Consider the following 26,935-nt stretch of genomic DNA (forward strand, 5'->3'; position numbering starts at 1 on the left):
ACCTCTCTTTCAATGCTCGCTATATTACTATTACGATTTTTTATGATTAAGTAGAGCTATGTTGTATTATTTACAACGTTTCGTTGATAGTGGGTTATTAATTGAGGGTTGTGATAATGATTAAAATTGAATTGCTCAAAGTGTTTTTAAGTGTTGCTGATGAAGGCAGTTTTACCAAAGCGGCTGAAAAATTAGAGATGTCGAATCAACTGGTTAGTAAATACATTTCGCAACTAGAGACTCATCTTAATGCCCGCCTGTTCAATCGCACGACCCGTAAAGTAAGCCTCACGGAAGCGGGCGAAAAGTGCCGCCAACACGCAAAACAAATACTAGAAAGTGTAGATAACTTAGAAGCACAATTTGGTGAGCTGCAAACAACGGTCACAGGTACTTTGAATATCAGTGCGCCCGTTTCATTTTCAACTTTACATCTATCGAAGTTCATCAGTGTATTTAGAAAAAAGTACCCTGAGATAGAGCTCAACATTCAGCTTAACGACCGTAAAGTCGATGTGATCGAAGAAGGTTTTGACGTTGCGCTACGAATTGGTCAATTGCAAAGCTCTTCTTTGGTTGCGAAGAAAATAGCGCCTGTACGTTTGGTCTTATGCGCTTCTCCTGAATACTTAATACATAACGGCACGCCCTCACACCCGAGCGAGCTCAACCCTAAGCACTTTTTGCATTACAGTTATTCTAGTTATGACAAAACCGACAACCTACTGTTGAACACCCTAAAATCAATAAGCCAAAATAAACACCCCACTATTATCTCGAATAACGGTGAGCTGCTGATGGCCGCCGCCATCGCTGGGGAAGGCTATTTGGTGCAGCCCACATTCATTGCAGGTCATGCGCTCAGAAAAGGAGATTTGCAAATATTCTTAGAAGACTATGAACCTGAGCCCATTGCGTTATATGCAGTTTATCCGCACCGTAAACTGCTCTCTTCAAAAGTAAGGGTCTTTATTGACGAACTCAGTGAGTTTTTTGGTGAAAAACCTTATTGGGACGAGTTTTAAAACATTAATGCACTTAGCTGCTTGCTAAGTGGATTTTTGCAATACTTCTTTGATAAACGGCCACTTTTCTCTTGTGTAACTTTCTCTGTCTTGATGATGAGCTTCTGCGAGCTTAAACTTTAACGCTTGGTAGGCTTTTGCGATGTCAGGGTTATTTCGCAAACTATCTCGAAATTGAATACGCTCTTTCCAAAGAGGGCTTTGATATGGGATCAAATGTAAGTGATGAGTGCGCACTTCGGGCGTAGGTTTGCAAAACCAATGCATCACATCTGCTTTATAAGGGTAATAGCAATAACCAGATTGCTCTAATTCTTTTATCGCCGGCTGCGAAGCGTCTAACGATGTAACTCCAACCATAATATCAATAATGGGTTTAGCCGCTAACCCTTCAACAGACGTGCTACCAACATGCTCTATTGAGCCATGTAGCCAAGGTGAAATAACTGATTGTAACAACGCTTTTTCAGCTTCAAACATCTCGAACCAGTGTGGACTAAACTCAACTATCTCTATTTTTGCATCAGCCATCTTTATTCTTAATCATATTCTGTTGAAAAACTAACTTACTTAATCTTGGCTTGCTTCAAACATAAGCTTCAACCATCTTATGTCTTCAGGTCCAAGCTCTGCTTGTTTATGTAAATGTGGTGCCGCCACAACCTCTTTGTAAACATGCGTAATGGCAACTTGAGTGAGTTCACGCCAATGCTCATTCTTTAAAGCTGGGATCGATAAGGTCGATAAGTCAAAATCTAAAAGAGGATCATGCTCACTTTCAGTTGTCTCAAGCGCAAGTTCCAGCTCTTGCAAAATAGGGTTAATAACTTGAATTGCACTCGATTCTTCAAATTGTTTAATCACATTTTTTTGCGCTTCTTCAATCTCTTTATTTAGTTGATAAGCCGATAATTTTTCACCCGTTAAACGTAATCCATATTTGCTTAGCAGCCCTGTCACGCTAGGTAGCATTGCTTTGGCAGCAATACCAGCGCCAACAAGTGGATTCACTAAAGCAGCAAGCCCACCAACCAATAACATGCCATAAGTTAGCTTTTTGTCTAACGCATCAATTTCATTTGCAAGAGACTCTAAAGAATGCGGGGTTTCTAAGCTGCGCTCTCGAACAATATCACCTACACTGCTTAACATATATTCACGTAACTGATGCTCTGCATGTTCATTTGGAAAGTGAAATACCCGCCTTTTTGGTAAATTATTCACTTCAGGCACACCCTTCGGTAAACATCTCATGGTGTGAAGTGCAAACTGATGCTCTGACAATTTAAATGGAATAACAAAATAGTGCTTTTCGTCGTAATCAACATGAACATCACTGTCTGTTCTTTCTAATGAGACCCAAATCGGCAGACCATTAATTTTGTCTTTAACTATCGAAAAACCTGAAGCTATGTCATCTGAAATTTTTGCAGAGGCGGACTTAAGCGTTTCTAATCCTTTATTTAAAACATCTTTCATACTGTTATTATTCTTACTGTCGGGTTCGTTAAATTGAACAGATAATCTCAAAGCACAATAGATGTATTTCATTGTAATTGAAATACATAAAAAAGAACCTGCGCATAATTACATATGGTAAATGCAAAGCCCAATTTAAATGACTTTTAGAAGCTCTACCAACTTGCTCACACATAAATTAAGCATTATAAAGGTCATCTAACTTGCGAAAAAAGGATAACCCGTGGCTACTTTTAAATTCTTAAAATTCACCTTTTGTGATCAAAGCTACCAGTTACGCCACTCAGGTAAACCCATTAATATCCGACCTAAGACAGCGCAAGCAATAGAGCTGTTTGTTAATAACCCTCAGACTCTAATCACCAAAGATGAATTGCACACTGCTCTATGGGGCACTCCACAACACCAAGATTATCGCCTTTTTCAGGTGATCAGTGAGATACGCAAGCTTGCGCCCAATAACGATCTTATTCGCACTCAGCCAAACCGCGGCTATTACTGGCTAGCTCCTACTGACAAATTAGCAGTAAAAAAGTCAAACAAAGTGACACACTATGCCATTGCTGCATGCCTAGCCATTAGTTGTATCACTGCAGCAAGCTTGTTAATTAAAGAAAACAATACGTTTGAGCCTGCTTTACCACCCACTTTTAGCAGCTATACAAATGCAGTAGATGCTTATCGTTCACAAGACTATGCGACAGCTCAAAAATGGCTGGAATTCAGCCTAAAAGAAAACCCATATTCTCAAGAAGCCAAGTTGCTGTTAGCTGAAATAAAATTCAGTCAACAACAGCTAGCCCATGCTAAGCAATTAGCACATGAACTCGTGCTAGAAAATGAATCACAAAGCTATTATCGAGGACAAGCGTTTTCGTTGTTGAGTAGGATCGCCGCAATTCAGAATAACTTTAATGATGCGCTAGATTTTGCAATCCAAGGCAAAGAATCCGCTGAAGCTGGTTTTGCAAGCTGCAGTGCACACATGTTCGAACAGCAAATCGCCGCCTTAGTCAATAAACAACAAGATACACCGCTTAACTCAAAGGCACGACTGCAAATCGACGGTGAACAGGTACTTTCAAATAGCTCAGAAAACAAAATAGAAAAAAGCGAACATGCGCAACTTTGTAAAGAACTAAGAGACTCTGTGACGTCAAAACGCGAGTGTGAAAATGTTGAATATACAGCCCAATTAATAGGCTTTAGGCAATTCACAACCTAGACATAAGTTAATGATAATAAAGTTAATATATATAATTATAGAAACTTAGAGGCATTTATACTGACATAAAATGCGCAGCTCACTTTATAAAGGAATTCACTTATCTAATTCTGTGAGCAGCCAATGAAAGCATTTAATAAATTATCAATTTTAGCAATTGCCACTTTATCCTTTATCAGCCATAACGCCCTATCTGAAGAGGTACCTGCCAATCAATCACCCAGTTATTCAAACTCAGTTCTAAGTGCGAAACTACATCGATTGCTTGGTCCTAAAGCAAGCTTTGAAATCACATCATTTAATGACTATTTCGAGCGCGTCACAATCGACAATCAAATCTTACTTGCTAGCAAAGATGGGCAGCATTTGTTTTGGGGTAAAGTGATCGACACCTCTACAAGCCAAGACCTAATTGAACAAGCAAACCAACAACATAGACAAACATTATTCAAATCTATTCCTCGAGAGAAACTACTCACCTACTCAGCAAAAGAAGAAAGACATCAAATAACTATTTTTACCGATATTGACTGCCCATTTTGCAGAAAACTCCACACTCAAATAAAAGATTTAAACCAACTAGGTATCAGTGTCAATTATGTCATGTTGCCGAGAGGAAATGCTGGTAGCAAAGCGTTCAATAAAACCGTGAATGCGCTTTGCGCCACAAATCCGCAAACCGCGATGGACTCTGCAATGCACAGGGGATATTTTGAAACGAACAATCAAGCCACTTCAGAATGCATAAACAACCTCAACATTCAAAAAGCTTTGGCACAAAAATTTGGTTTTAGTGCTACCCCGACTATTTTATTTGCCAACGGAGAAACAGTACCTGGCTTTATAAGTACAGAAGATATTTCGAAAATCATTCAGAAAATAGAATCTATTTAAGAAGGTTACTTTGCTGTACAGAGAGTAAATATATACGCCCGAAAGCACAGCATTAACTTTCGGGTATTATAGAAATTACACTTCTAAATCGTAATATCTACTTTCTTTTGTGCATTTAGCAATGAAAAAGCTTTTTCTTTGTAGGTATTCAAACTCTCATCAGATGTAAATTTCTCAAAAATATCAATTAACTTCTTCGAATGTGCCGACCTAGTTTGATAGGTATCGCGTTCAGGGTGAGCAACTGCAGATTTTTCTAATTTATCTGATCTTTCATTAAAGTACTCTACAAGGTTAATCTTTTCATTTGGGTCTACGTCCCCTTCACCATAAGAAAGAATTTCAAGTGTTATCATTAAATCGAGCATATCAGGTCTTTGCTCTGATATTATCTGGTTTCCAGATTTCCCATATCTAACCTCTTCTTTATCAGAAAACTCTTGCGAATATTCCCTATCCAGTTCGTTAAATTTCTTTACAAGATCATAAAGTTCATTAATGCTCATTTCAGAAAAGTTATGACCATTTTCACTGAAAAGATCTTTATACTTACCCTCTTCAATCAGAGTTGGGTCAAATGCTTCATATTCACCAGCAAATGAAATTAAAGTCTTTGATTCGATACCCTGACTCTTTTGGTTAGTATCTAAATGACTGTTACCTTCATTTACGCTTTTTTTACCGAAATGACCTTCAACATTAGGTGAGTTAATACCGAGCGAGTTGTGTATTTTCATAGAATTCCATTCTCATCATACGACATGCTTTGTTATCGGCAAATATTGATAATCATATAGTTAAGATTTTGCAATGATGCTCTACAGCTTTCAATGTTCAACTACAATGCGTAGAAAAGCGGAACTGAGCCAAGCTTTAGCAGTACCGTTTGAAGAGGTTGTTAGGCATTAAATACCATTTCAAATTCGCTGCTATTAGAATCTATAACAGTAAAACCTAGTCGGTCATAGAGTCGTTTTGCAGGATTACTTTTTAAGACACTTAAGCCGACAGAAGAATTATCTTTTAGCGCTTGTTCACACAGATTAATGATTAACTTCCTTCCAATACCTAAACCTTGGTAATCAGGGTGTATCTGAATTTGATAGATGTACCATTGAGAATTTTGGGCTGTGTAGCTTGCCTTAAATAAACCCGCCTCAACGCCATCAACTAGTATGATCTTGGCATCATCAAAGTTGTATTTGATGCGAAAAGTATGCTCTTTATCACTAATATCGAGGCCATTCTGTAATAGATAATCGTCCATAGTTAAACGGCGTAATTGCAATAAATAATCGAAGTCACTTTCTTGAGCTTTACGAAACGTGTAATCCATAATAATACTCTACCTCCTTGCTAGATTAGATACCCAAGTGCCCTGTTAACGAGCTGATAAACGTTTAAACTAAATATGCTGCAAAGCAGCACTGAACTAACTGTTACAAATCCGCTTTTAATACTTTCTTATATAACTTTTAACGCATTTGCCCAATCTTTCCATGAAATGCACCTGCCAGGGAATGCGACTTTAGAAAATGGCCAATCTTGCTGAAGCCAAGTTAAAACTGTTTGGTAAAGAGTCTCATCCAAACTGATACTATCATCCCTAACCCACAAATAGACCTCACAGTCATAGTTGTGTGATTGGCTTGGATCTATGTAAACAGAACCAAGACATTTATCTTTTGAGTTCGTAAATACTGAATAAGCAAACGCCTCACGTAATTCAAACTCTCGTCTATGAATCTTCAAACTTCTTATATTTTCTTCTAGAGTCATATCAATTTTAGGCCAATCCGACTCTGGACCAAAAATTCCTTGCAGTCTTTTTTGGCTAGACATCACAGCTTCAAAGTCTAATTCTGCAACTGAATCTTCTAGAACTCTAAAATGAAAGTGTTCACTATCAAAAAGCGTAGGTGCTTTAAATGTTTCAGGAATAAAAGGATTGGGCATATTCAGGGCTATCCATAGTTATATGACGCCTCAGTTAAAAGGCAAAATTAGGTTGGCTATAATGTAAAGCGGCGTGAAACCAGCCAACTGATTGTTGTCCGCACTTTTTGATTTGCCTTGTCATAGTGCCATAACTAGATCTTATTAGGTCTAACATCTTCTTTTAGTAGCAGCGTGCCAGCTTTAAACACTTCAATAGTGCCTGATGGAGATTCAGAGTTCCCGATGACACTAACGTAACAGCGGTACTCATAATGACCATTTTTAAACACATAGTAATGATTCCCACCACCTCCATCAAACACGATTTCTCCATTCGTTAATATTAGGTTTGGCTTTTCATTAGTACTTTTATCAATAGACCAAGAGGCATATCGATAATTATATTCGCCTAGATCATCAATTCGTATGTGAAAACTGTCTGTTTGCCATTCTAAAATCGGTTTTTCAAATTGATTTATACTAGGGTGCAGTTTATTTTTTTGGCCATTGATGAGCTTTATTCTTGTTTCCTTCTCAATTTCCGACTCATAGTTGACTGACCAAATAGTGCCATCAATATCTAACCACACTGTACCGCTTTTAAACATTATTCCTCGCCACCCCATTTCACTCCAATCCGTCATGGGGTTTGATGAAACAATGATCTCAATGAGATTTGAATCGAATAATTCATCGTAGCGATCAATGAATTCAAGTTGATTTCTAATAGGAGGCAAAGGTTTCTTCCTAGCAAGAGGAAACCGAACTTTTTGAGCGATGGCTTTTCTATCATTGGATTTAAATAATTCAATTAGGGAAGAAACGAGCTCCTCTTTATCTTTCTCGATAGCCGTACTTGCCCCAGACCACAGTAGGAGTGAAATAAAAAGTAAAGTAATGGAAGTAAGCTTCTTCAAAGGGAACTGCTCCTTTATGGCAGTGTAACGCCTATTGTAAACGGCACAAAATAACAGGCTAAAATTAGCGGCTAAGGGGCACAAACTTACTGATTTGTGTCCTTGGTTTTACGGCCTTGTTAGGTGCTTGAGATTCCATTAACCAAAGCCTCGACATTCTTTATTTCGTTTGCATCAATTTTATCAAAGTCGGTGTTATAAGTTATGAATATTAAAGAGCGGTCTATGATTATGAACCAATACATCCAATAAACTCCCTGTGAAGTAAATACTGATTTATAGCCCCTCTTACTGTCATCGGATATATCCGTTAACTCATCTGAACTATTAATTTGTGATTGAGCGATTTCGAGCAGTTGTTGATCTAGTATTGGGGTTTGACTAACCATTGAGCTTAGCTGCAAAGCTCCTTTAGCATTCTCTTTATAGAAGTTATGAACTCCATCTACTTTTCGCATGTAGTAATCATGTGTGATGGGTAACACCCAAGACTGAGTTCTAATTTCTATGCTTTCGTTTTCATTTCGTTGCGGTAAAGATGAGCAAGAAGCTAGAAGCAATAGAGAAATGATCATGAATATTTTGATTTTCAAGTTAATAGTACCCTTTTCAATTATGCGAGCCTTTCTTGTACCTAACGCCGTTGTAACCGTGAATGATAGTTGGCTAAATTCGTAAGGCCCGAACAAAGCCAACTGTTATTTTTCTGCGTTTACAAGTTTGTTATGCATTTTCTAATTTGGTCATGAGTGAATTTTGCACCGCTCGCCAAGCTTTGTTTTCCCCATTTTCTTCCCAGAGTTCTTGCAACTCGGAGTTAGCAGTGATTTTTTTCACAGCCTCTAGTGCTTGCTTAGCGTGAAGAGCCTTTATTTTTGGTTTACTTCCAAAGATAAGACCTTGTTTCTTACTTAACCAATTTTTTGCTTCTTCGGGAATACGTGAATAGTCGCCTGAAACAGAAGCAGCAATAATTTCAGAAGCCGCCAGTGCCTCAGAACAAATAGGACTTTCCAAGTAATCATCTTCGGCTATTACCAATTTAATGGGGGCTAAAAGAGTATCTAAACCTTTAGACTTTTCTAAATCCCAAATCCAATCTCCGGCATCATCGTTGCCAAAATTGTCTTCACTCCATGCTCCCATGGAAACTCTCCTTTATGTGCATAACACTTGCTTAGCAGACTAAAATTAGTGACGAAGGAGTACAAACCTACTGTTTTTCGCCTTTTGGTTTAGGTTCTTGTTTGAAGGAATCAGTCACCGGAGCCACCATCTGAATATGACCCTGCATCATAATCCCCTGCATTAAGCTCTGCGCCTGAATCACTCAACGAATCAAAGTAATCATTTATACATTTTGCTCTTGCTGCTTTAGCTAATTCGGAGCAAGCTGACGTTTTCTCTTCTCCGACGTCACCAGCTTCATCGGCTAAAGCCTCCGAGCTAATGTCTTTCCCAAGCAACCTTGCTACTTTGTTGAATCGTTCTGGATAGTTTTCTCGATCGATGTTTTCAAAAACATCCAAAAGGTCCTCATATGAATAACTATCGTAGTCAGGTTCAAATGACATTTTAAACTCCTTCTAACGCCGTGCTAAACTGCACAAAATGCTCGGCTACAGTTTGCGAGGAACGAACACAGCCAAGCTTTTTATGTCCGCCCTTTAGGCACTTTGTTATGCGTAATTAAAACAAACTATATCTCTTTGGTTTTCTTCAAAATAATCAAGTAACTCATCATAACCATTTTTCAATTTAACGTTATATTCATTCGCGGAAAGCGGTATAACTAAATGAAGCCTTATTGTTCTGCCGTCGATTTCCAGAGTGTTTGGTAAGTCTTCATAGGCAATAGCAGGAATAGTTATTAAATGTGATACCCAACCTGAATCATTAAAGTACTTATTTTTAGTTGGTACCGTATGTCCAACACAAAGATGAGCTTTAGTTTCGTTAAACTCTTGTATTGACGCTATTTCTTTAGTTATTTCCGAAACATCGCCATCTGTAAAAGTAAAATAGCAATCGTCATTCTTCAAGGGAAAGGAAAAGACTAAGTTTATAGGATCGTCGTCAGAACCAACCACAAAATATCCAGCTCTAATTCCCGTTTCATATTCAGATGCTCTAAGTGAGCATTCAGACTCCATTATTTTTGCTAGCTGAAAATATAGTGAACTCTCAAACTTTGAAAATTGCATCGGACTCCTTTGCACATAACGCTCGATTAACGGGTTAAAAATAGTGGGCTAAAATTGAGCGAAGCGAAGAGCCCGCTGTTTTTAATCCCTCTTGAATTGCTTGTTAGCACTACTTTGACTCTAAATAATCGAATAATTTCTTTCTTTGAGCAGATGAAAACAAATAATAGCTAAACTTTATATCGTTACTTTTCGAGCTTTTTAGAACTATTAACCTAGGTAAGCTATTAACAATTTTAAAGCCTTCAAAATGCTTCCACTCCAAAGTGACTTTAACGCCAAAATCAATGAATGTTATCCCTTGTTCATTAAGCTCTAAGCCGTATTCAATAACCTTACTTCTACCAGAGTTAAAAACGAATAACCAGATGGTGAAAAGCACTATGGAGATTATCAAAATGAAAAAAAGCAAAACCATGTCTTTCGGATAAATTCCTGTGAACATGGCAAAGATTAACCCTACTGCAATGAACCAAAAGTATTGAATGGACATTGTATACAATCTATTGAGTAAACCTTGTACGCGTGTCTGAATTATCAACATAATTGCTAAACTGTCCTTGTAGTGCTAACGCTTGCCTTACCGGCGCAAAATAGCAGGCTAAACTTAGCGAAGAATGAGCGCAAGCCTGCTGTTTTGCGTCCATTGTTTAATTAATTTGTTATGTTTTAAAGTACACAAAGGAATAACCAAGGGCTTTCATCTTTAATTTTGAAAATTACTTTCCCATTTAGATGATACAAGCTTAAAGATAAAATTTCGTCTAGCTCTTCTTGTTTGCAATTGAAGCCCTTAACTTGAAATGCCTTAAATGGAAATTCCGAATAAAGTGACTTTAACTTAGCTGCTTTAGAACGCGTATGTTCAGATAAATCCTCGTTTGCCCATGACCACAGAAAAGAATTGAACTCAGTGGAATATGAACCAACCGGAATGACATTAAACCTTTTTGTATTGTCTTCGCTTGTTAACTCGATAAACAAATCATCAAGATCATAGTACCAGTTAGTATATTCTCCTACCTCAGTAGAAAAATTTGAAAAAGCCTTGCAGTAATCCGCTTTAATTTGTCCAATTTTTTCTTCGATACTCACTTAGTTCCCTTAAAACATAAAGCTTTTTCAAAGGAAAAATGCCTGATTTTATCTGAAAAAAATCGGGAATCTTTCCTGTTAATTTCGTTAACCTTACATCGCTAATCTATAAGAATCAATACCTTGTAGACTCCACTTGAAATAGACAGGCTTTGTAAATATCGAAAATCAGGAGTAGTAAAAACTTTGATTTTCGTCAAAGCTCCATTTTACTGAAGCTTTGAACTGTTAAGACCATACGTAATACTCTAGCCTTATCTACACGAGTAAATATTTGTCTAGGATTTGGGCAATTCAACGAGTAGGCTATATCAGTTTTTAAGGGTTTTATTACCAATGATGTTTGAAGCAAAAAGTGACTTATTTAAGAGGCTTTCTCTGAATTTACATCATGTCAGAAGCGGAAATTGATGGTTATAAGCGCTGAATTAGTGTTTTACTTTAAGCGCAACCTTCAAACTTTCATTCAAACACTAATTTAAACCTTTTTTGAGCAACTTGCGTCTCAGAGAGCATATTATAAAAAATTGTATTTTTTTATAGTAAGATCAGTTTGATATACAATATCACGTGCTAAATTTTGATATTAGGGACAATTTTGATGCTCACTCGTTTTTCGTGTTTTTTTGCCACCCTATCCATAATTACCGCCTCTTTTTCGACATTCGCTTCAGATGTTTTACAGTGTGTTATTGAAAGATATAGTCAGCCAAATAGTTCGTTTACAGGTTTACCTAATCCTGCTGAACTGGGCGAACATAAATACAAAGTAATGAACTATGGCGAACAACCTTTTTTATTTGCTATCTCAAAACCTGATGTCATTGCTCCAAATGTGAGCTTGCCGAGCTTTCTTGCCGACTATTCTCGCAACCAAGGATATGAAAACAATGCTTACCACGAATTTAAAAGTGGTAATTTACCTTTGCAGGCTAAAGTTTGGCTTCCGTTAGCTTCCCAACCACTGCCGTTAGTATTATTAGTCCATGGAAATTCTGCGCCTGGGTTTGATTATCTGGGTGAGTTACTCGCCAGCCGTGGGCATTTTGTGGTGCAAGTAGATCAAACGTATTTGAATGGCTTGTGGGGAGAAAATGGTGCACGCGGTTGGATACTACTTGAACATATCAAACTGCTAAAAAAATGGAATACTGAGCAAGACCATGCTTTTTATAACAAGCTAGATTTAGAGAATATCGCTTTAATAGGCATGTCTAGAGGGGGTGAGGCTGTTGCTTTAGCTGCATCATTTAATCAATGGAAAACTTTACCAAATAGTACTGAATCAACAGGGTTTGGTTTTAACATTAAATCCGTTGTCGCATTAGCCCCAATGGACGGGCAATATCAACATGCCGATGGCAGAAATATCCTGAAAAATGTTAACTATTTAGTGTTACAAGGCGGCCATGATGCAGATGTTTATCAGTTTCTTGGTAGCCAACAATGGCATCGCACTCACTTCGATGCTGATAAAGACCTCTTAAAGCAGTCCATTTATATTTATCGTGCTAACCACATAAACTTTAATCAAGACATGTCTGATGATTACCATTGGGGAAGCAGCAAAGATTTTTATTCAAAGCTATTAACCGCCAAACAACAAGAGAAGTTAACTAAAGTGTATGTTTCTGCTTTTTTAGAAGCTACATTGGCGAACAAAAAAGCGTATCGAAAAATTTTTAGACAACCTGTGACTAATGAGTTTGGTCTTCCAGATGATATTTATATCAGTCGCCATATGACATCTGACTTCAAAACTATAGAAGATTTTGAGGGTGACGCTGAAAAAGAAAATACCGTTAAAGCCCTATCCGATAAAACAGTAGAAGAACTGCCGATTAGCATAGACTCAGAGCGTTTAAGAAACGGCACTAAAACCTCTAATAATGTATTGAAGGTTCAACTTAAGAAACAAGTTGAAACACGGGTGAGCATTAAGTTCACAGGTGCTGAGTTGTCTCAGCAAAATCGCAAAGAAAAACCCTACCTAAGTTTCTCACTGGCTAGAGCTGATTCAGGAGAAGGCGAAGAATGTGGATCATACAATTTGTTATCTGATACCAAGGTAGAGCTACTTAATAAGTCTGATGTAATATTTAAAAAAAGCTTGGCCGTATCTGGCAGTGTCTCGCCTTTATTAATTTCTGACTTCTCTGAATTGGAAAAAGGTAGTGTGAGATATGCGCCAACAGAGCCAGTTTTGCAAACCTTCACACTCCCTATTGAATTGAATAAGCCAATCAATGCTGAAAGCGAATTAGAGCTTGTCTTTATTTTTGCACCAACTAGAGATGTAACTATCATCTTGGATGATATTGGAATAACGACTGCGATATAGCTAATCAGCTTTATTTTGAACAAGCGAGTCATTAACGCATTAAAAAAGCGAGCTTACCTTTAGGAAAGGTATAGAATCGTTTTTAACGGCAGCGATTACAGCAAAACTACCATTAGTCTCTAACACGTTTTATCCAAAATAGTGTTAGAGCGACTCACCACTATTTTCCCTTTTCGAGGCTCAGCTAAATAGTAAATAAGGACATTGGTTTAATTTAAGAATGAATATAAACGGCTTCGATTAGCTAAGGAAAGAAAAGTGTATTATTTTTTGGGAGTATAAATTTGAAATCTTAGAAGGATTGGGTGGTAGTCTTACCAGCCACATCCCGGCACACAAGTCATTCGCTGTGGCTGCTTCCTTCCGGACCTGACCAGGTTCACGAACTATTGTTGCGAGAGGACCAATAAGACCACCATAGTGGGCCTTGTTAGGCGCGGGAAGGATTATCTCTATTATGTGCTTTAGATTCAAGGAAAAACTGAATTAATTAAACCGATTGCCTAATGCTTAAACAATCGGTTTAAAAATATGGCGAGATTAATTTGCTAAAGACTTCTTCACAGCTTCAAGCTTAGTCTTAACACGTTTCATGTTTGCAGGACCCATACGTAAGAACTGCTTTTGCGCATCCGATAACTTTTCCCATTCTGGATATGCATAGCTATAAGTCACTGAATCTTTAATCAGCGGCAAGCTTGTTTCAGGAATTGGCGTGTCTAAAAGTTCAGTGATTGCTTCATTTAATGTGTAATTAAAGTCTTCGCCCTCATAACCTATTTCTTCATAGGCTTCAAAAATAAGTGGCTGAAACTTTTTATACACACGTACGATTTGCGCATTGCTCATTTGCGTTAGCATATCGACATAAGGAGTATAACGCTCAAAGCTATTTGGATCTGTAATGATGATGTCTGACTCAAGCGCCATAAACTTATCAACCGGAGCACTCACAGGTGCATGCTTTTTTGCAAGCTTGCCTTGCGCTAAGTTATCAACAAAAACCACGGTTCTGCGCACCATATCTTCAGTCACTAACAAACCTAAAGATTGCTCAGTGAGGTATTCACCTAAGCTTTGTTTCACTTCTGCATCACTCTCATCCAACGATGGAAGCTGAGGCTCAGCAGGTTTTGCTTCAACGATTCGCTCTTCAACAGGCTCAGGGGCCGGCTCTGGCTGCGGCTCAGGTTCATATGTTTCTACAACCTCAGGTTCTGGCTCAGGCTCTGGTTGATTTTGCGCCGTATTGACAGGTTTTACCGGTTCTGCGGCAGGCACGACGACGTCTTGCTTAAACTTTTCATTTTCTACTGGCTGTTCAGATTTGCTTGAAAGAATAAAAACAGCAACGACGATTAACGCCATAACAACAACGGCTGCAAATAGCAGCTGGGTTTGGGAAGGCTTTGAAGAAGGTTGTTCTGACATGTTTGCTCCGGTTAATGGCTGAACACAATATTCCGTTGAATATTCTATAATTAGTTATAAAGTAAAGATATATCACTGAGTGATTGTTGCAAGTGATATACGGTAACTGATGGCATTCGCAGCAAAAAGTTCATAATAATTAAGGGCGAATATGGAAAAAAAACCGCAAAATACTCAGCATTCAAAAATGGCATTACTACTGACCGGTGGTGGCGCAAGAGCTGCTTACCAAGTCGGAGTATTAAAAGCATTGGCTTTGAGTATGCCTCGCAATGCCAAAATTCCTTTTCAAATTATTAATGGTACCTCTGCGGGCGCAATTAACTCAGCTGCGATGGCGTGTTACGCCTCATGTATGCACTTGGCGGTACGCAAAATAGAATGGGTATGGCGCCAGTTTCATACTCATATGGTCTATAAGAGCTCTTTTACTGGCGCGTCGAGTTATATTCTTGGCAATATGATGCGAAGCTTTCAATCTGACTATTTAAATCATCCCCCCGCCAGCCTACTAGACAACTCGCCGCTTCGAGCATTGCTCAATGATGTTTTAGATTTATCACGCATTGATAGAAACTTACATAGAAAATACTTAGAGGCAGTGTCTGTTACGGTATCAAGTTATTCAACCGGAAAATCAGTGGCAGTCTTTCAGTCGAATAATGCCACCCCTTGGCAACGTGCTAAACGTGAAGGCGTTGCAGGGCAAATTACTTTAGACTTACTCATGGCCTCAAGTGCCATTCCTATGGTGTTTCCAAGTGTCAGAGTAAAACACCACTACTATGGTGATGGCTCAATACACCAACTTTCACCGCTTAGCCCATCAATTCATTTAGGTGCCGATAAAATATTCATCATCGGTGTTGAGCAGCCAAAACGTCAACGCGCCATAGGTTACGAACCTCATTTCCCTGGTGTATCAACGGTTGCTGGCCACTTGCTAGATAGCGTCTTTGCTGACACGCTGCAATCAGATTTGGAACGTTTAGAACGAGTTAACCGAACCATAGGTTTACTGCCTTCTAACTCAAAGAATAAACACAAAGAGCTAAAACAAGTTTCAACACTCGTCATTAACCCAACGCAAAACTTTAATGAAATAGCGACCGAATGCTATGAACATATGCCACTGGCAGTCAGAATGCTATTACGTTCGATTGGTATCAAAAAGCACTCGGAGTCGAGCTTAGCGAGTTACTTAATGTTTGAGAAAGCCTATACCCGAAGGCTCATTGAGTTTGGTTATCAAGATGGGCTAGACAGGCTAGATGAAATTAGAGATTTTCTTGAACTGAATTAGGCCTGCACTCAGCTCAATTGACGCTTTAGAAAGCATCGGCAAACTTCGCTTTATGACAACCCCTCTAACAAGAATTGCTCTGCTCGCTCTACGCGTCTAGGCTTGCCTTTTAACAATAGAATGTCGTTTGCTTGCAATATGACGTCGTCATCAGGAGATTCTATTTCTTGCCCATCTCTTCTTAATGCGGTGATCACGACTCGCTGTTTATTTAAATTCAACTGCGCTATTTGTTTATCAATGGCATAAGCGGACTCTGGCAAAGCAATAGCATGCAGATACTCTAAACGCTCTAATGGCTCGCTATTTTGCTCCACGGAGCCGTCGGTAAAAAAGCCATGGAGAAACTCGTAACGATTTTCACGCTCTTGGCTTACTCGGCGAAATATACGGCGCATCGGCACGCCAGACATATGCAATACGTGAGAAATAAGCATTAAACTTGCCTCAAGTGCTTCAGGCACAACTTCTGTCACCCCCATCTTTTTAAAGTCTTCAAGATGTATATCATCTGTGGCGCGAACAATAATGGAGACACCCGGCGCGACTCTTTTTATCGCATCTATCACGGGTTGATTTTGTTCAAAGTCAGACATAGTGACTATCACCAACTTAGCTTGTTCAACTTTGGCTGATTTTAAAATGGTATTTTGCGCAGCATGCCCAAATAAAACAGGTTCTCCCGCGTTTTGTGCCTCTTGTACAAGCAGTGGGTTTCGCTCAATTGCAACATAGGGGATTGCCTCAGGTTTTAAAAAGCGCGTAATGGTTTGCCCTACCCGTCCATACCCAAGAATTAGAACATGACCATTTAAATTATGACTGCCGAACGTTTTTTGAAATTGTTCGTTACCCTGTTCACTATCAATGTTTAACACACCCAAAATACGGTCTGTTTGACTGATTAAATAAGGCGTGAGGGCCATTGAAAACACACCCAGCGCGATTAAAAATGATGCGGTTGTAGAAGCCATTAATTGATGTGTTGAAGCCAACGCGATGAGCACAAAACCAAACTCCCCCATCTGCCAAAGTAAAATACCTGATGCAATGGCATCTTTTTTACGCTCACCAATTAATTGCGCGCAGCCCCAGATGAGCAATAACTTCAAGACAAATAAAACAACTAACGCAGCGCAGATATACCAAAACATTTCAATAACAAAGCCGACATTGAGCTGCATCCCAACAGTGACAAAAAATAGCCCCATTAGTATGTCTCTAAAGGGCCGGATCTCAGCTTCTAATTGATGTCGATACTGACTTTCACCTAACATCATGCCTGCTAAAAACGCGCCAAGTGCCATAGACAAACCAAATAAGTAAGTCAGACCAGCCGCGCACAAAGCGACCACTAAAGTAGACAGTACAAATAATTCATCAGTTCTGACTTGTGCGACTTCATTAAAGACAAATGGCAACAGCCATTTACCAATAGCCCACAGCAAAATACAGACAAACGCCCCTTTCGCTAATGCTATCGCCAAAGTGCTTGCTAACATCTGGTTGTCTGCCTGCGCGAATAACGGAATACTGATAAGTAAAGGTACGACAGCGATATCTTGAAACAATAAGATTCCGACCGAAAGCTGGCCTCGCCGCTGATTGAGCGCGCCATTTTCTTTTAATATTTTAACGACAACGGCAGTTGAAGAAAGCGCCATAATACTGGCTATGGTAAATGCACTTAGCCAACCATAATCAAAGAAACGGACTATCGGCATAGCTACCAAGATAGTTAAGATAACTTGCAAGCCACCAAGCCCAAATACCAAGTTACGCATTGCCATTAACTTAGGTACTGAGAACTCTAAACCGAGACTAAACAGTAAAAAGACGATGCCGAGCTCAGCAATAAAGTGCATCTCATCGCTCATACTCATCCAGCCAATACTCGGACTACTCGCCAGTACCCCTGTGACTAAATAAGCTAAAATTGCCGGCAAGCCAATGCGCTTGAACAACCAAACTAGAATCATTGCGGCAAGCAATAAGGCAAAAACTTGACTATAAATGCTCTGCAAATGGCCTCCAGAGAGTCAATTTTATTGATGTTTATAATTCGACTTTAATTAACTATAGCAAGCGATTGTTTTTCAGCCAGTTTAAAAATTTGGCACAAAATTAGCTTGTTTGAACTCAGTTATGATAATTAGGGGTTCTAACTAATGGAAAACGTCCATATTCTGACGCAAAGGCTCACAACGCGTGGCGACTATTTGCCGTTTAATACTGAGCAATATATTAACCAAGAGCCAATGTTTGCTCATCGTCTAGTTGAAAAGCTGCAAACAACACTTGATATCGAAGAGCTTTTAGCCATTTATGCAGAGCATGCCGAACGTATCATCAAATTGTCAGGACTACAGTTTCACACTGCATTAGGCGCTTTTCAGTTAAAAGACAGTGATAAACAGTACACACCTTTTAGTTTCGATTTAGACCTAAATGGAGAGCATTTAGGTAAACTGGTGTATTTTTGCCAATACCAGTTAAGCACAGCTATTAAAAGCAAGTTGCAATCTATACACCAAGTTTTAGTTTACCCATTGCGAAACGCATTGATGTATCAACGTGTTTTACAACTGGCAACGAAAGATTCATTAACTGGTTTATATAACCGCAGCCAATTTAATGACAACCTCGTTCAGAAGATTGAAAATGGCCGCCGTCATCAACGTAAATTTAGTTTGATGCTGCTTGATTTAGACAACTTTAAACAAGTAAACGATAACTTTGGCCACAAAGCGGGTGATGATGTACTCATTGAATTTTCAAATATTTTAAAAGCCTCAATTAGAGCAACTGACAGTGTATATCGTTTCGGCGGAGATGAATTTGCAATTCTGATTGATGATCCAGAGTTTGTTACTAATAAGTTGATTGCAGAACGTATTATGGCATCTGTCGAGCACTGTGAACAGATGGCTAAATATGCAGTAACCACCAGTATTGGCTTCACGTTAGCCGAAAGTTCAGACTGCGAAGATAATATCTTTGCAAGAGCCGATAAAGGCTTATATAAAGCGAAAGCAGCAGGCAGAAACTGCGCACGCGCTATCTAAACATTTCGCCAAAGTAAGCCCCTAACTTACTTTGGCACTTACCCTTTTTATTGCTTCGACTTGCTCCATAGCAAATAAGCAAACAAACAAGCAGAAGCACCAAAGAAAAAAGCGTTAATTAACCACGCCAGAGCAACAAAACTAGGTAACTCCGCCATCACCACCAAAACCAATGGCATTAAAAGCGCAAAAATAAAAAAGCTGCCACCTTTACCGTGCCAATAGCTCAATAATAAAATCACGGTGATCATACCAAGTGCTATTGCTGAGATTAAATTACCAAGTATTAGTTCGCTATTTACAGCCAAAGGAATAAAAAGCAGTAAGGTGAATACCATGCCGATGGGGGATTTTTGCGCCAATGATTGACCAATTTGTCTCTGTTGCATATTAGGTTAACTCCCAAGAAATACCGCTATCCTCACTGATATGATCAGCAGATACAAAATGGCCCACAACCTGTACAAGGTTGTCGTCGTAAAACACTAAGGGGATATTATCTCGCTGCCAAGTGGGGACTTTTAATTCTTTAAGCCAATATTTTAACGTATTACTACGTACTTTCTTATATGGTTTTATTTGTGACTTTAACAGCCCAAAACGGATAGAAACGCGCTCATGCTCAAAAGGCAGTCTTAGTAATCCACCAGACTCGCGTTTTAATGTCGTTTTATCATTTAAAATTAGCGTCATGCTTTCGATGTTTTCAACGTTATTTGGAGTGGCGTCCTGCGTATCAAAATACAACTTGTCTCTGTAACGTCTAATCGCCCCTTTCGATAACTGCACCTGCATTTGTGCATCTTCACGACTTTCTAGGCTTTGCGTTAAAATCTGTGACATTTGCGCTTTCGAGGGCATAACTACCCCTAAATCGCTTAACCATGCTCTCACCACATTGCTCTGTCTAAGTTCGCTAAACTGCTTTAACTCATTGAGCTTTAGTGTAGAAGGCACATCGTTTTTATCTGCACAGAGCAATAAGTCCGCTTGGCTTATTTCGTCAATTAAGGCTTGCTGCTGCTGTAACAACTCAATACTGCGAAGCGTACTTTTTAAAAAACCATTAAAGCGTTTTTTAAGCGGCGGAATGATTTGGTTGCGTAAAAAATTGCGATCGAACATATCATCTTGATTCGACTCATCTTCGATATGCGCTAAAGAAAAAATGCGAGCAAATGCTTCAATGTCTTCTCGTGAGATGTTCAAAAGAGGCCTAATACACTGCCGCCCAGATGATAAACGAACTTCGTCATGCATTGCACTGAGCCCTGTAAGGCCAGAGCCGCGCTTGAGTCGCAATAAGAAGGTTTCTAACTGATCGTCCGCATGCTGACCTAATAAAATTAGATTGTCCTGCTCTGCTAGCTCATCAAGCGCCTGATAGCGCGCATCTCGTGCAAGCGCCTCAAGAGATTGTCTCGCTTTTGGCTGAACATTAACGCACTTGGTTTTAAAAGGAATATTCAGAGATAGACAAAGCTGCTCACAAAACTGCTGCCAGTCTTGAGCATTTTCAGATAAACCATGGTTAACATAAATAGCTTCGACTGAAATAGACTGATTTGAATCTAGACTCTCAAGGTAGGTCTTACACAAATGTAATAACACGACAGAGTCGACACCACCCGAAAGTGCCACCGTTAGGCCTGAGCCTAAATGTAATTTGGGCTCTAATGCTGTTTTAAACTGTTTAAATAAAGTGGTTTGTATCATAACTCTAAAACGCAAAAAAGCCGCATAATGCGGCTTTTTTCAAAAGCTTAAGTTTAGCAGTAACCAAACGACATTAGTCGCTTGTAACGCTGCTCAAGCATGTCTTCTGTGCTTAATGCTGTTAACTCAGCAAGGTCACGGTTAAGTTGAGCTTTTAAGTTTTTCGCCATCTCATCGTAGTTACGATGCGCGCCACCTAGTGGCTCGTCGATGATGTTGTTGATTAGGTCTAACTCTTTTACTCGCGTTGCCGATACACCCATGGCTTCTGCAGCAAGTGGCGCTTTTTCAGCACTCTTCCAAAGGATTGACGCACACCCTTCAGGAGAGATAACAGAGTACGTACTGTACTGAAGCATGTTTACACGGTCACCGACACCAATGGCAAGTGCACCACCTGAACCACCTTCACCGATAACCGTACAAATTGTTGGTACTTTTAACGCAGCCATCACTTTTAGGTTACGTGCGATTGCTTCACTTTGACCACGCTCTTCAGCGCCAACACCTGGGTATGCCCCCGGCGTGTCAATGAATGTGATGATTGGCATTTTAAAACGCTCAGCCATTTCCATTAAACGAAGGGCTTTACGGTAACCTTCTGGCTTTGGCATACCAAAGTTACGTTTAATTTTTTCTGCTGTATCACGACCTTTTTGCTGACCGATAACCATAACAGGCTTACCGTCTAAACGTGCTACACCACCTAAAATTGCAGGGTCATTTGCGAAAGTACGGTCACCCGCAAATTCGTCAAACTCAGTAAAAATGCGCTCGATGTAATCACGTGCATATGGACGTAACGGGTGACGTGCAAGTTGAGAAACCTGCCATGCACCTAATTCAGAGAATACTTTTTCAGTTAGCTCAACGTTCTTTTCTTTTAAACGAGAAATTTCTTCTTCTAAGCTCAGGTCTAAACTGCCTGAACGGCTAACATTTTGTAATTCTTTAATTTTTGCTTCTAATTCAGCAATTGGAAGCTCAAAATCAAGATAATTGAGGCTCATGCTCTACAACCTAATTAATTAAATTCTAATTCTATATCTTGTGCCGCCAACTGAGATAATCGCGTTATTAGATCATCTGTTGGCGTCACACACCATTCTGTACCTAACGTTAGTTCTGCTAACGCATCAGGACGCTGATATTGAACCTTAACTTCGCAAGTACCGAATTTATAAGGTTCTAAGACTTTTCGTAAATTATCGAAGAAGTTCGCGTCAATTTGCACCATATTTAGAGTCATTTTTATTGCTCTGATGCGTTTTTCACGCGCCTGAGCTATGGTACACACGTCTCTGGCTGTCATTGTAATGCCACCAGAGAAGTTATCAAAGCTGACCTGTCCAGATATTACCAAGATTTGGTTAATTTGCAGCAATTCTTGATAAGTTTCGTACTGTTCAGGAAATAAGCGTACATCAATTCGGGCACTTTTGTCATCTAAAGTTATTAAACCCCAACGTTGATTTCGTTTATTAATCAGCGTTCTTGCATTAATCACCAAACCGGCGGCCGTAGCGCTAACATCACGGTTAGTCGGCTGTAAGTCAACCAGTTTACCCGACGTATAGTGTTTTAACTCTTTACGATACTGATTGATTGGGTGACCCGTTAAATATAAGCCTAAGGTTTCTTTCTCACCGTTTAGCCACTCTTTATCTGGCATAGGAAGAGCAGACTCAAACGCTTGCTCCACTTCATCTGGCTCTGTCGCAAGCAAACCAAACAAGTCACTTTGACCAATCGCTTCTGCTTTATGATGCTGCTCAGCAGCTTTCATTGCAGCAGGTAGACTAGCGATTAGGATTGAACGACCAGCTTGATTTTGCTCAGGTCCCAGTTTGTCTAAAGCACCTGCATAAATCAGTTTTTCAACCACACGCTTGTTTAAACGTTTTAAATCAACACGAGCACAGAAGTCGAATAAGTCTTTAAACTCACCACCCTGCTCACGTGCTTCGAGAATGGCTTCAACCGGGCCTTCACCTACCCCTTTAATCGCACCGATACCGTAAACAATTTCGCCTTTTAAGTTTACAGTAAACTTATATAAGCCTTCATTGACGTTAGGCGGTAATAAGGCCAGCTTCATGTTTTCACATTCATCAACCAGGGTGACGATTTTATCAGTGTTATCCATATCCGCCGACATTACCGCAGCCATGAACTCGGCTGGATAATGGGTTTTCATCCAAAGCGTTTGATACGAAACCAGTGCATAGGCTGCTGAGTGAGATTTGTTAAAGCCGTAACCTGCAAATTTTTCTACCAAGTCGAAGATCTTCATGGCGAGTTCGCCATCGACCCCGTTATTCACGGCACCCTCTTCGAAGGTTGAACGCTGCTTCGCCATTTCTTCAGGCTTTTTCTTACCCATCGCACGACGAAGCATGTCAGCGCCACCTAGCGTATAACCTGCTAACACCTGCGCGATCTGCATTACCTGCTCCTGATAGAGGATGATCCCGTAGGTTGGCTCTAGAATAGGTTGCAAACTGTCATGCTGATACTGTGCATCAGGGTATGAAATGTCTTCTCGGCCGTGCTTACGGTCGATGAAGTTATCTACCATGCCCGATTGCAGTGGACCCGGTCGGAATAGGGCTACCAGTGCGATCATATCTTCGAAGCAGTCGGGCTTAAGACGACGAATCAGATCTTTCATACCACGTGATTCAAGCTGGAACACCGCGGTGGTTTCGGCGCGAAGCAATAGCTCAATACTAGCTTTGTCATCAAGTGGAATAGCATTAATATCTACAGGCTCTTTACCTTCTCGAGCTAAACGCTCGTTGGTCATATCTAGCGCCCACTGCAAGATTGTCAGTGTTCTTAGACCTAAGAAGTCGAACTTAACCAAGCCCGCAGTTTCAACGTCGTTCTTATCAAATTGTGTAACCGGGAACTTACCTTCTTCATCGCAATACAGCGCCGCAAAGTCAGTAATGGTCGTTGGCGAGATAACAACACCACCGGCGTGCTTACCAGCGTTACGTGTACAGCCTTCAAGTATGCGACACATGTCGATAAGCTCTTTTACTTCTTCATCGCCATCGTAAGCTTCTGGTAAACGGGGCTCGACATCAAAAGCTTTAGCTAGGGTCATACCCGGATCTGGCGGTACTAACTTTGATATGCGGTCAACGAAGCCATACGGGTGACCGAGTACACGACCTACGTCACGTATTACTGCTTTTGCGGCCATAGTACCGAAAGTGATGATCTGAGATACCGCGTCCCGCCCATATAACTTAGCTACGTGGTCGATTACCTCGTCTCGTCTATCCATACAGAAGTCGACGTCGAAGTCGGGCATTGAGATACGTTCAGGGTTTAGGAATCGCTCGAATAGTAAGTCGAATTCAAGAGGATCAAGGTCTGTGATCTTCAGGGCATAAGCTACTAATGAACCCGCACCCGAACCACGCCCTGGCCCTACTGGAATATTGTTATCTTTACTCCACTGGATGAACTCCATTACGATCAAGAAGTAACCTGGGAATCCCATTTGGTTGATAACGTCGAGTTCGATTTTAAGACGTTCATCATACTCAACGCGTTTTTCTTTACGCTCATCTTCGTCAGGGAATAAGAACTGCAAACGCTCTTCAAGACCGTCTTCGGATACCTTAACCAAGAAGTCTTCAATTTTTAAATCACCCGTCGGATAATCTGGTAAGAAGTAAGTTCCAAGCTGAACGGTCACATTACAGCGTTTTGCAATTTCAACACTGTTCTCAAGCGCTTCTGGAATATCGCAGAACAACTCAATCATTTGCTCAGGCGTTTTTAAATACTGCTCTTTTGAGAAACGTTTAGGACGGCGTTTGTCTTCAAGTGTGTAACCATCGTGAATAGCCACACGAATTTCGTGCGCATCAAAGTCATGTTCATGTAAAAACACCACTTCATTGGTAGCAACAACTGGCAAATCTCGTTGCTCAGCCAGTTTCACCGCTTCATGTAAGTAATCTTCTTCGTCAGCACGACCAGTTCGGATCAGCTCGAGATAGAAATGATCTTTGAAGTGTTCTTCATAGAAAGCAACCGTATCTAATACCAATTGATGGTTATGCTTTAGAAGCGCCTTACCCACATCGCCGTCTTTACCACCCGAAAGTAAAATTAAGCCTTCTTTGTGCTCAGCAAGCCACTGTTTATCTACCACAGGACGATGGAAGACATGACCACGCTGATAGGCTCTCGAAATAAGTAAAGTCAGGTTTTTGTAGCCATCGTTATTTTTAGCAAGTACCACCAAACGGCATGGCTCTTCAGGAAACTCATCACTTTTAAGCCAGATATCCGCCCCGACGATTGGCTTAATACCTGCACCATGCGCCCCGCCATAGAAACGTACAAGGCCACATAAGTTCATTTGATCAGTAATAGCAAAGGCAGGAAGCGCTAACTCTTGTGCTCGCGCAACAATCGGCTTGGTCTTTGCCAAGCCATCAACCATAGAGAAGTCACTGTGAACGCGTAAATGAACAAACTGCGGTGCTGGCATTACTGCTCCTTACTTTGCAAAATTCGCTGTACAGGCTTAAATGACGTGCGGTGGTGTGGCGTTGCACCGTATTGCTCTAATGCCGCAAAATGCGCTTTCGTTGGATAGCCTTTATGACCTGCAAAGCCATATTCTGGGTATTGTGCATCAAGCTCTAGCATTTCTTGGTCACGTGCAACTTTTGCTAAAATTGACGCTGCACTGATCTCTTCGACTAAACTATCGCCTTTAACCACACTCTGCGCTGCCATGCTTAGTTTTGGTAAGCGGTTGCCATCTACAAATACAAATTCAGGCTGAATAGTCAGACCTTCGACAGCACGAGTCATAGCAAGCATGGTCGCATGTAAAATATTCAGCTCGTCAATTTCAGCCACACTGGCACGAGCAATGTGATAGCAAAGTGCTTTTTCTTTTATTTCTGCAGCGAGTGCATTACGCTTTTTTTCTGAAAGCTTTTTAGAATCAGCAAGGCCTTCAATGGGCTGACTCGGATCTAAAATAACCGCAGCGGTGACAACATCACCTACTAGTGGGCCACGGCCAACTTCGTCTACACCGGCAATATATTTAACATTTGGTCGTTCAATTTGCATTTATAAGCTCCTTAACTGCTAGAGCCGCTTGTTTGCTGGCATCAAGTCGAATGTTGTTGTGAATATCGTAAAATTTATCAATCAATGCTTGGCTATCGCCTTTTAGCATAGGAAAAAGCGCATCGGCTAGCGCATCGCTATTACATTCATCTTGTAAAAATTCAGGCACCAAGGGCGCATCAGCCAATAAATTAGGAAGAGAGAAATACTTAATATTAAAAGTAAAAAAGTTTTTGAAGATCCAATAACTCACAGGCTTAAACTTATACCCGACCACCATAGGCTTTTTATATAGCATGGCTTCAAGTGTCGCAGTACCAGAGGCAAGTAATACAGCGTTTGCCGCGGTCATCGCTTCACTAGATTGACCGTCCAAAAGCTGAACTTTTAGATTTGGTGCGGCTTTTTCTTTTATCTCAGTGAATTGCGCTCTGCGTTTATCGTTTACTAAAGGCACGATAACTTTTAATTCAGGAATACGCTCTTGAAGTTTTTGAGCTGTTTGCAGATACGTCTCACTTAATAAGCCAACCTCAGAGCCACGACTGCCCGGAAGAAGCGCTAAAACGGTATCTTCAGCAGAAAGGTTTAACTTCGTTCTCGCCGCATTGGTATCGGTTTCAAGTGGAATGTCATCCGCTAAGGTGTGGCCGACAAACGTACATGGTACTTCATGTTTGTCATAAAAAGCTTTTTCAAATGGCAATAACGACAAAACCAAGCTGGTTGCTTCAGCAATATTAAAAATACGTTTTTGACGCCAAGCCCACACTGAAGGGCTCACGTATTGCACTGTTTTAATACCAGCCGCTTTTAATGGCTTTTCTACACGAAGGTTAAAGTCTGGCGCATCAATACCCACATAAACATCAGGTGGGTTGTCTATAAAGTGCTGGACTAGCTGTTTTCTGATTTTCAGTAAACGTGGCAGTCGGCCTAAAACTTCGACTAACCCCATCACTGAGAGCTCTTCCATATCGAATAAGCTCTCACAGCCCTCAGCCTGCATTTTAGGGCCTGCAATGCCGATAAAACGTGCATTTGGATAATGTACTTTCAACGCTTTGATTAAGCCTGCACCCAAAATATCGCCGGACAACTCGCCTGCGACAACACCAATCGTGATTGGCTGTGTATTTGTCGTCATGTTCTAATTCTTTTTAAATAAAAACGCCATACACGTTAAATTG

Annotated in this window: 25 protein-coding genes and 1 other RNA gene; 6 read left to right on the forward strand and 20 right to left on the reverse strand. The window is 40.2% G+C overall.

Annotated elements, in window-relative coordinates:
- Positions 1-116 precede the first annotated feature (116 nt).
- A complete protein-coding gene (locus tag ACXAC4_RS11405; protein WP_475161667.1) occupies positions 117-1,025 on the forward strand; it encodes a LysR family transcriptional regulator in 909 nt (302 codons plus the stop codon).
- A 24-nt stretch (positions 1,026-1,049) separates the two neighbouring features.
- Here the strand turns inward: ACXAC4_RS11405 and ACXAC4_RS11410 are convergent, their stop codons facing one another.
- The gene (locus ACXAC4_RS11410) at positions 1,050-1,556 is read right to left on the reverse strand and encodes a GrpB family protein (RefSeq protein ID WP_475161669.1); all 507 of its coding nucleotides are present in this window, start codon (positions 1,554-1,556) and stop codon (positions 1,050-1,052) included.
- Positions 1,557-1,595: 39 nt separating this feature from the next.
- Positions 1,596-2,504, reverse strand: a complete 909-nt coding sequence (locus ACXAC4_RS11415; RefSeq protein WP_475161672.1) for a hypothetical protein — start codon at positions 2,502-2,504, stop codon at positions 1,596-1,598.
- 223 nt (positions 2,505-2,727) lie between these two features.
- Here ACXAC4_RS11415 and ACXAC4_RS11420 point away from each other — a divergent pair, with 223 nt between their 5' ends.
- Positions 2,728-3,729, forward strand: coding sequence for a winged helix-turn-helix domain-containing protein (locus tag ACXAC4_RS11420; protein WP_475161673.1), 1,002 nt, complete (start codon positions 2,728-2,730; stop codon positions 3,727-3,729).
- A gap of 123 nt (positions 3,730-3,852) precedes the next feature.
- Positions 3,853-4,623: a DsbC family protein gene (locus ACXAC4_RS11425; protein WP_475161676.1), complete on the forward strand. Its 771-nt coding sequence runs from the start codon at positions 3,853-3,855 to the stop codon at positions 4,621-4,623.
- A gap of 83 nt (positions 4,624-4,706) precedes the next feature.
- Here ACXAC4_RS11425 and ACXAC4_RS11430 read toward each other — a convergent pair whose 3' ends face one another.
- The 9 genes from ACXAC4_RS11430 to ACXAC4_RS11470 all read right to left on the reverse strand — a co-directional run bounded on the left by ACXAC4_RS11430 (position 4,707) and on the right by ACXAC4_RS11470 (position 10,777).
- Complete coding sequence (locus tag ACXAC4_RS11430; protein WP_475161678.1) at positions 4,707-5,360, reverse strand: hypothetical protein; 654 nt, start codon at positions 5,358-5,360, stop codon at positions 4,707-4,709.
- 161 nt (positions 5,361-5,521) lie between these two features.
- Complete coding sequence (locus ACXAC4_RS11435) at positions 5,522-5,959, reverse strand: GNAT family N-acetyltransferase (RefSeq protein ID WP_475161679.1); 438 nt, start codon at positions 5,957-5,959, stop codon at positions 5,522-5,524.
- Between the two features lie 128 nt (positions 5,960-6,087).
- A complete protein-coding gene (locus tag ACXAC4_RS11440; RefSeq protein WP_475161681.1) occupies positions 6,088-6,579 on the reverse strand; it encodes a hypothetical protein in 492 nt (163 codons plus the stop codon).
- Between the two features lie 134 nt (positions 6,580-6,713).
- Positions 6,714-7,478: a hypothetical protein gene (locus tag ACXAC4_RS11445; RefSeq protein WP_475161683.1), complete on the reverse strand. Its 765-nt coding sequence runs from the start codon at positions 7,476-7,478 to the stop codon at positions 6,714-6,716.
- 119 nt (positions 7,479-7,597) lie between these two features.
- Positions 7,598-8,071 (reverse strand): hypothetical protein, encoded by a 474-nt coding sequence (locus ACXAC4_RS11450; protein ID WP_475161685.1) that lies wholly within the window; start codon positions 8,069-8,071, stop codon positions 7,598-7,600.
- Positions 8,072-8,201: 130 nt separating this feature from the next.
- Positions 8,202-8,624 carry a DUF4259 domain-containing protein gene (locus ACXAC4_RS11455; protein WP_475161686.1) on the reverse strand — a complete coding sequence of 141 codons (423 nt, stop codon included), beginning with the start codon at positions 8,622-8,624 and terminating at the stop codon, positions 8,202-8,204.
- 110 nt (positions 8,625-8,734) lie between these two features.
- Positions 8,735-9,052 carry a hypothetical protein gene (locus ACXAC4_RS11460; RefSeq protein ID WP_475161688.1) on the reverse strand — a complete coding sequence of 106 codons (318 nt, stop codon included), beginning with the start codon at positions 9,050-9,052 and terminating at the stop codon, positions 8,735-8,737.
- Between the two features lie 105 nt (positions 9,053-9,157).
- Entirely contained in the window at positions 9,158-9,682 is a 525-nt protein-coding gene (locus tag ACXAC4_RS11465) for a suppressor of fused domain protein (protein ID WP_475161689.1), read from the reverse strand.
- Between the two features lie 669 nt (positions 9,683-10,351).
- On the reverse strand, positions 10,352-10,777 hold the full coding sequence (locus tag ACXAC4_RS11470; RefSeq protein ID WP_475161690.1) for a DUF6882 domain-containing protein: 426 nt from the start codon (positions 10,775-10,777) through the stop codon (positions 10,352-10,354).
- Between the two features lie 601 nt (positions 10,778-11,378).
- Here ACXAC4_RS11470 and ACXAC4_RS11475 point away from each other — a divergent pair.
- Positions 11,379-13,118 (forward strand): alpha/beta hydrolase family protein, encoded by a 1,740-nt coding sequence (locus ACXAC4_RS11475; RefSeq protein WP_475161693.1) that lies wholly within the window; start codon positions 11,379-11,381, stop codon positions 13,116-13,118.
- 312 nt (positions 13,119-13,430) lie between these two features.
- Here ACXAC4_RS11475 and ffs read toward each other — a convergent pair.
- Positions 13,431-13,527: signal recognition particle sRNA small type (ffs, locus tag ACXAC4_RS11480), an RNA gene on the reverse strand.
- A 131-nt stretch (positions 13,528-13,658) separates the two neighbouring features.
- Positions 13,659-14,549, reverse strand: coding sequence for a DUF3014 domain-containing protein (locus tag ACXAC4_RS11485; protein WP_475161694.1), 891 nt, complete (start codon positions 14,547-14,549; stop codon positions 13,659-13,661).
- Between the two features lie 151 nt (positions 14,550-14,700).
- Here ACXAC4_RS11485 and ACXAC4_RS11490 point away from each other — a divergent pair, with 151 nt between their 5' ends.
- On the forward strand, positions 14,701-15,852 hold the full coding sequence (locus ACXAC4_RS11490) for a patatin-like phospholipase family protein (protein WP_475161697.1): 1,152 nt from the start codon (positions 14,701-14,703) through the stop codon (positions 15,850-15,852).
- Between the two features lie 50 nt (positions 15,853-15,902).
- On the opposite strand, the gene ACXAC4_RS11495 is transcribed toward ACXAC4_RS11490, so the two are convergent.
- Positions 15,903-17,876 (reverse strand): monovalent cation:proton antiporter family protein, encoded by a 1,974-nt coding sequence (locus tag ACXAC4_RS11495; protein ID WP_475161698.1) that lies wholly within the window; start codon positions 17,874-17,876, stop codon positions 15,903-15,905.
- A 144-nt stretch (positions 17,877-18,020) separates the two neighbouring features.
- On the opposite strand from ACXAC4_RS11495, the gene ACXAC4_RS11500 reads away from it, so the two are divergent.
- The gene (locus ACXAC4_RS11500; RefSeq protein ID WP_475161700.1) at positions 18,021-18,917 is read left to right on the forward strand and encodes a GGDEF domain-containing protein; all 897 of its coding nucleotides are present in this window, start codon (positions 18,021-18,023) and stop codon (positions 18,915-18,917) included.
- Positions 18,918-18,964: 47 nt separating this feature from the next.
- Here ACXAC4_RS11500 and ACXAC4_RS11505 read toward each other — a convergent pair whose 3' ends face one another.
- The 6 genes from ACXAC4_RS11505 to lpxB are packed head-to-tail and all read right to left on the reverse strand — an operon-like array spanning position 18,965 to position 26,892.
- Complete coding sequence (locus ACXAC4_RS11505) at positions 18,965-19,306, reverse strand: hypothetical protein (protein ID WP_475161704.1); 342 nt, start codon at positions 19,304-19,306, stop codon at positions 18,965-18,967.
- Between the two features lies 1 nt (position 19,307).
- Complete coding sequence (tilS, locus tag ACXAC4_RS11510; protein WP_475161706.1) at positions 19,308-20,633, reverse strand: tRNA lysidine(34) synthetase TilS; 1,326 nt, start codon at positions 20,631-20,633, stop codon at positions 19,308-19,310.
- Between the two features lie 53 nt (positions 20,634-20,686).
- The gene (gene accA, locus ACXAC4_RS11515; RefSeq protein WP_130257115.1) at positions 20,687-21,643 is read right to left on the reverse strand and encodes an acetyl-CoA carboxylase carboxyl transferase subunit alpha; all 957 of its coding nucleotides are present in this window, start codon (positions 21,641-21,643) and stop codon (positions 20,687-20,689) included.
- Positions 21,644-21,657: 14 nt separating this feature from the next.
- Positions 21,658-25,149: a DNA polymerase III subunit alpha gene (gene dnaE / locus ACXAC4_RS11520; RefSeq protein WP_475161710.1), complete on the reverse strand. Its 3,492-nt coding sequence runs from the start codon at positions 25,147-25,149 to the stop codon at positions 21,658-21,660.
- Positions 25,149-25,745, reverse strand: coding sequence for a ribonuclease HII (gene rnhB / locus ACXAC4_RS11525; protein WP_058030509.1), 597 nt, complete (start codon positions 25,743-25,745; stop codon positions 25,149-25,151). The genes dnaE and rnhB overlap by 1 nt, the downstream gene beginning before the upstream one ends.
- Entirely contained in the window at positions 25,735-26,892 is a 1,158-nt protein-coding gene (lpxB, locus tag ACXAC4_RS11530) for a lipid-A-disaccharide synthase (protein WP_475161712.1), read from the reverse strand. Before lpxB ends, rnhB begins: the two co-directional genes overlap by 11 nt.
- Positions 26,893-26,935 lie beyond the last annotated feature (43 nt).

Source organism: Pseudoalteromonas sp. AWM4_233, from assembly GCF_056158285.1.

Coding starts and splice junctions, on each gene's coding strand:
- ACXAC4_RS11410 (WP_475161669.1), bottom strand. CDS start 1,556: ATGGCTGATGCAAAAATAGAGATAGTTGAGTTTAGTCCACACTGGTTC.
- rnhB (WP_058030509.1), bottom strand. CDS start 25,745: ATGCAAATTGAACGACCAAATGTTAAATATATTGCCGGTGTAGACGAA.
- tilS (WP_475161706.1), bottom strand. CDS start 20,633: ATGATACAAACCACTTTATTTAAACAGTTTAAAACAGCATTAGAGCCC.
- ACXAC4_RS11505 (WP_475161704.1), bottom strand. CDS start 19,306: ATGCAACAGAGACAAATTGGTCAATCATTGGCGCAAAAATCCCCCATC.
- ACXAC4_RS11460 (WP_475161688.1), bottom strand. CDS start 9,052: ATGTCATTTGAACCTGACTACGATAGTTATTCATATGAGGACCTTTTG.
- lpxB (WP_475161712.1), bottom strand. CDS start 26,892: ATGACGACAAATACACAGCCAATCACGATTGGTGTTGTCGCAGGCGAG.
- ACXAC4_RS11485 (WP_475161694.1), bottom strand. CDS start 14,549: ATGTCAGAACAACCTTCTTCAAAGCCTTCCCAAACCCAGCTGCTATTT.
- ACXAC4_RS11415 (WP_475161672.1), bottom strand. CDS start 2,504: ATGAAAGATGTTTTAAATAAAGGATTAGAAACGCTTAAGTCCGCCTCT.
- ACXAC4_RS11405 (WP_475161667.1), top strand. CDS start 117: ATGATTAAAATTGAATTGCTCAAAGTGTTTTTAAGTGTTGCTGATGAA.
- ACXAC4_RS11440 (WP_475161681.1), bottom strand. CDS start 6,579: ATGCCCAATCCTTTTATTCCTGAAACATTTAAAGCACCTACGCTTTTT.
- ACXAC4_RS11435 (WP_475161679.1), bottom strand. CDS start 5,959: ATGGATTACACGTTTCGTAAAGCTCAAGAAAGTGACTTCGATTATTTA.
- ACXAC4_RS11455 (WP_475161686.1), bottom strand. CDS start 8,624: ATGGGAGCATGGAGTGAAGACAATTTTGGCAACGATGATGCCGGAGAT.
- ACXAC4_RS11475 (WP_475161693.1), top strand. CDS start 11,379: ATGCTCACTCGTTTTTCGTGTTTTTTTGCCACCCTATCCATAATTACC.
- accA (WP_130257115.1), bottom strand. CDS start 21,643: ATGAGCCTCAATTATCTTGATTTTGAGCTTCCAATTGCTGAATTAGAA.
- dnaE (WP_475161710.1), bottom strand. CDS start 25,149: ATGCCAGCACCGCAGTTTGTTCATTTACGCGTTCACAGTGACTTCTCT.
- ACXAC4_RS11430 (WP_475161678.1), bottom strand. CDS start 5,360: ATGAAAATACACAACTCGCTCGGTATTAACTCACCTAATGTTGAAGGT.
- ACXAC4_RS11500 (WP_475161700.1), top strand. CDS start 18,021: ATGGAAAACGTCCATATTCTGACGCAAAGGCTCACAACGCGTGGCGAC.
- ACXAC4_RS11425 (WP_475161676.1), top strand. CDS start 3,853: ATGAAAGCATTTAATAAATTATCAATTTTAGCAATTGCCACTTTATCC.
- ACXAC4_RS11490 (WP_475161697.1), top strand. CDS start 14,701: ATGGAAAAAAAACCGCAAAATACTCAGCATTCAAAAATGGCATTACTA.
- ACXAC4_RS11465 (WP_475161689.1), bottom strand. CDS start 9,682: ATGCAATTTTCAAAGTTTGAGAGTTCACTATATTTTCAGCTAGCAAAA.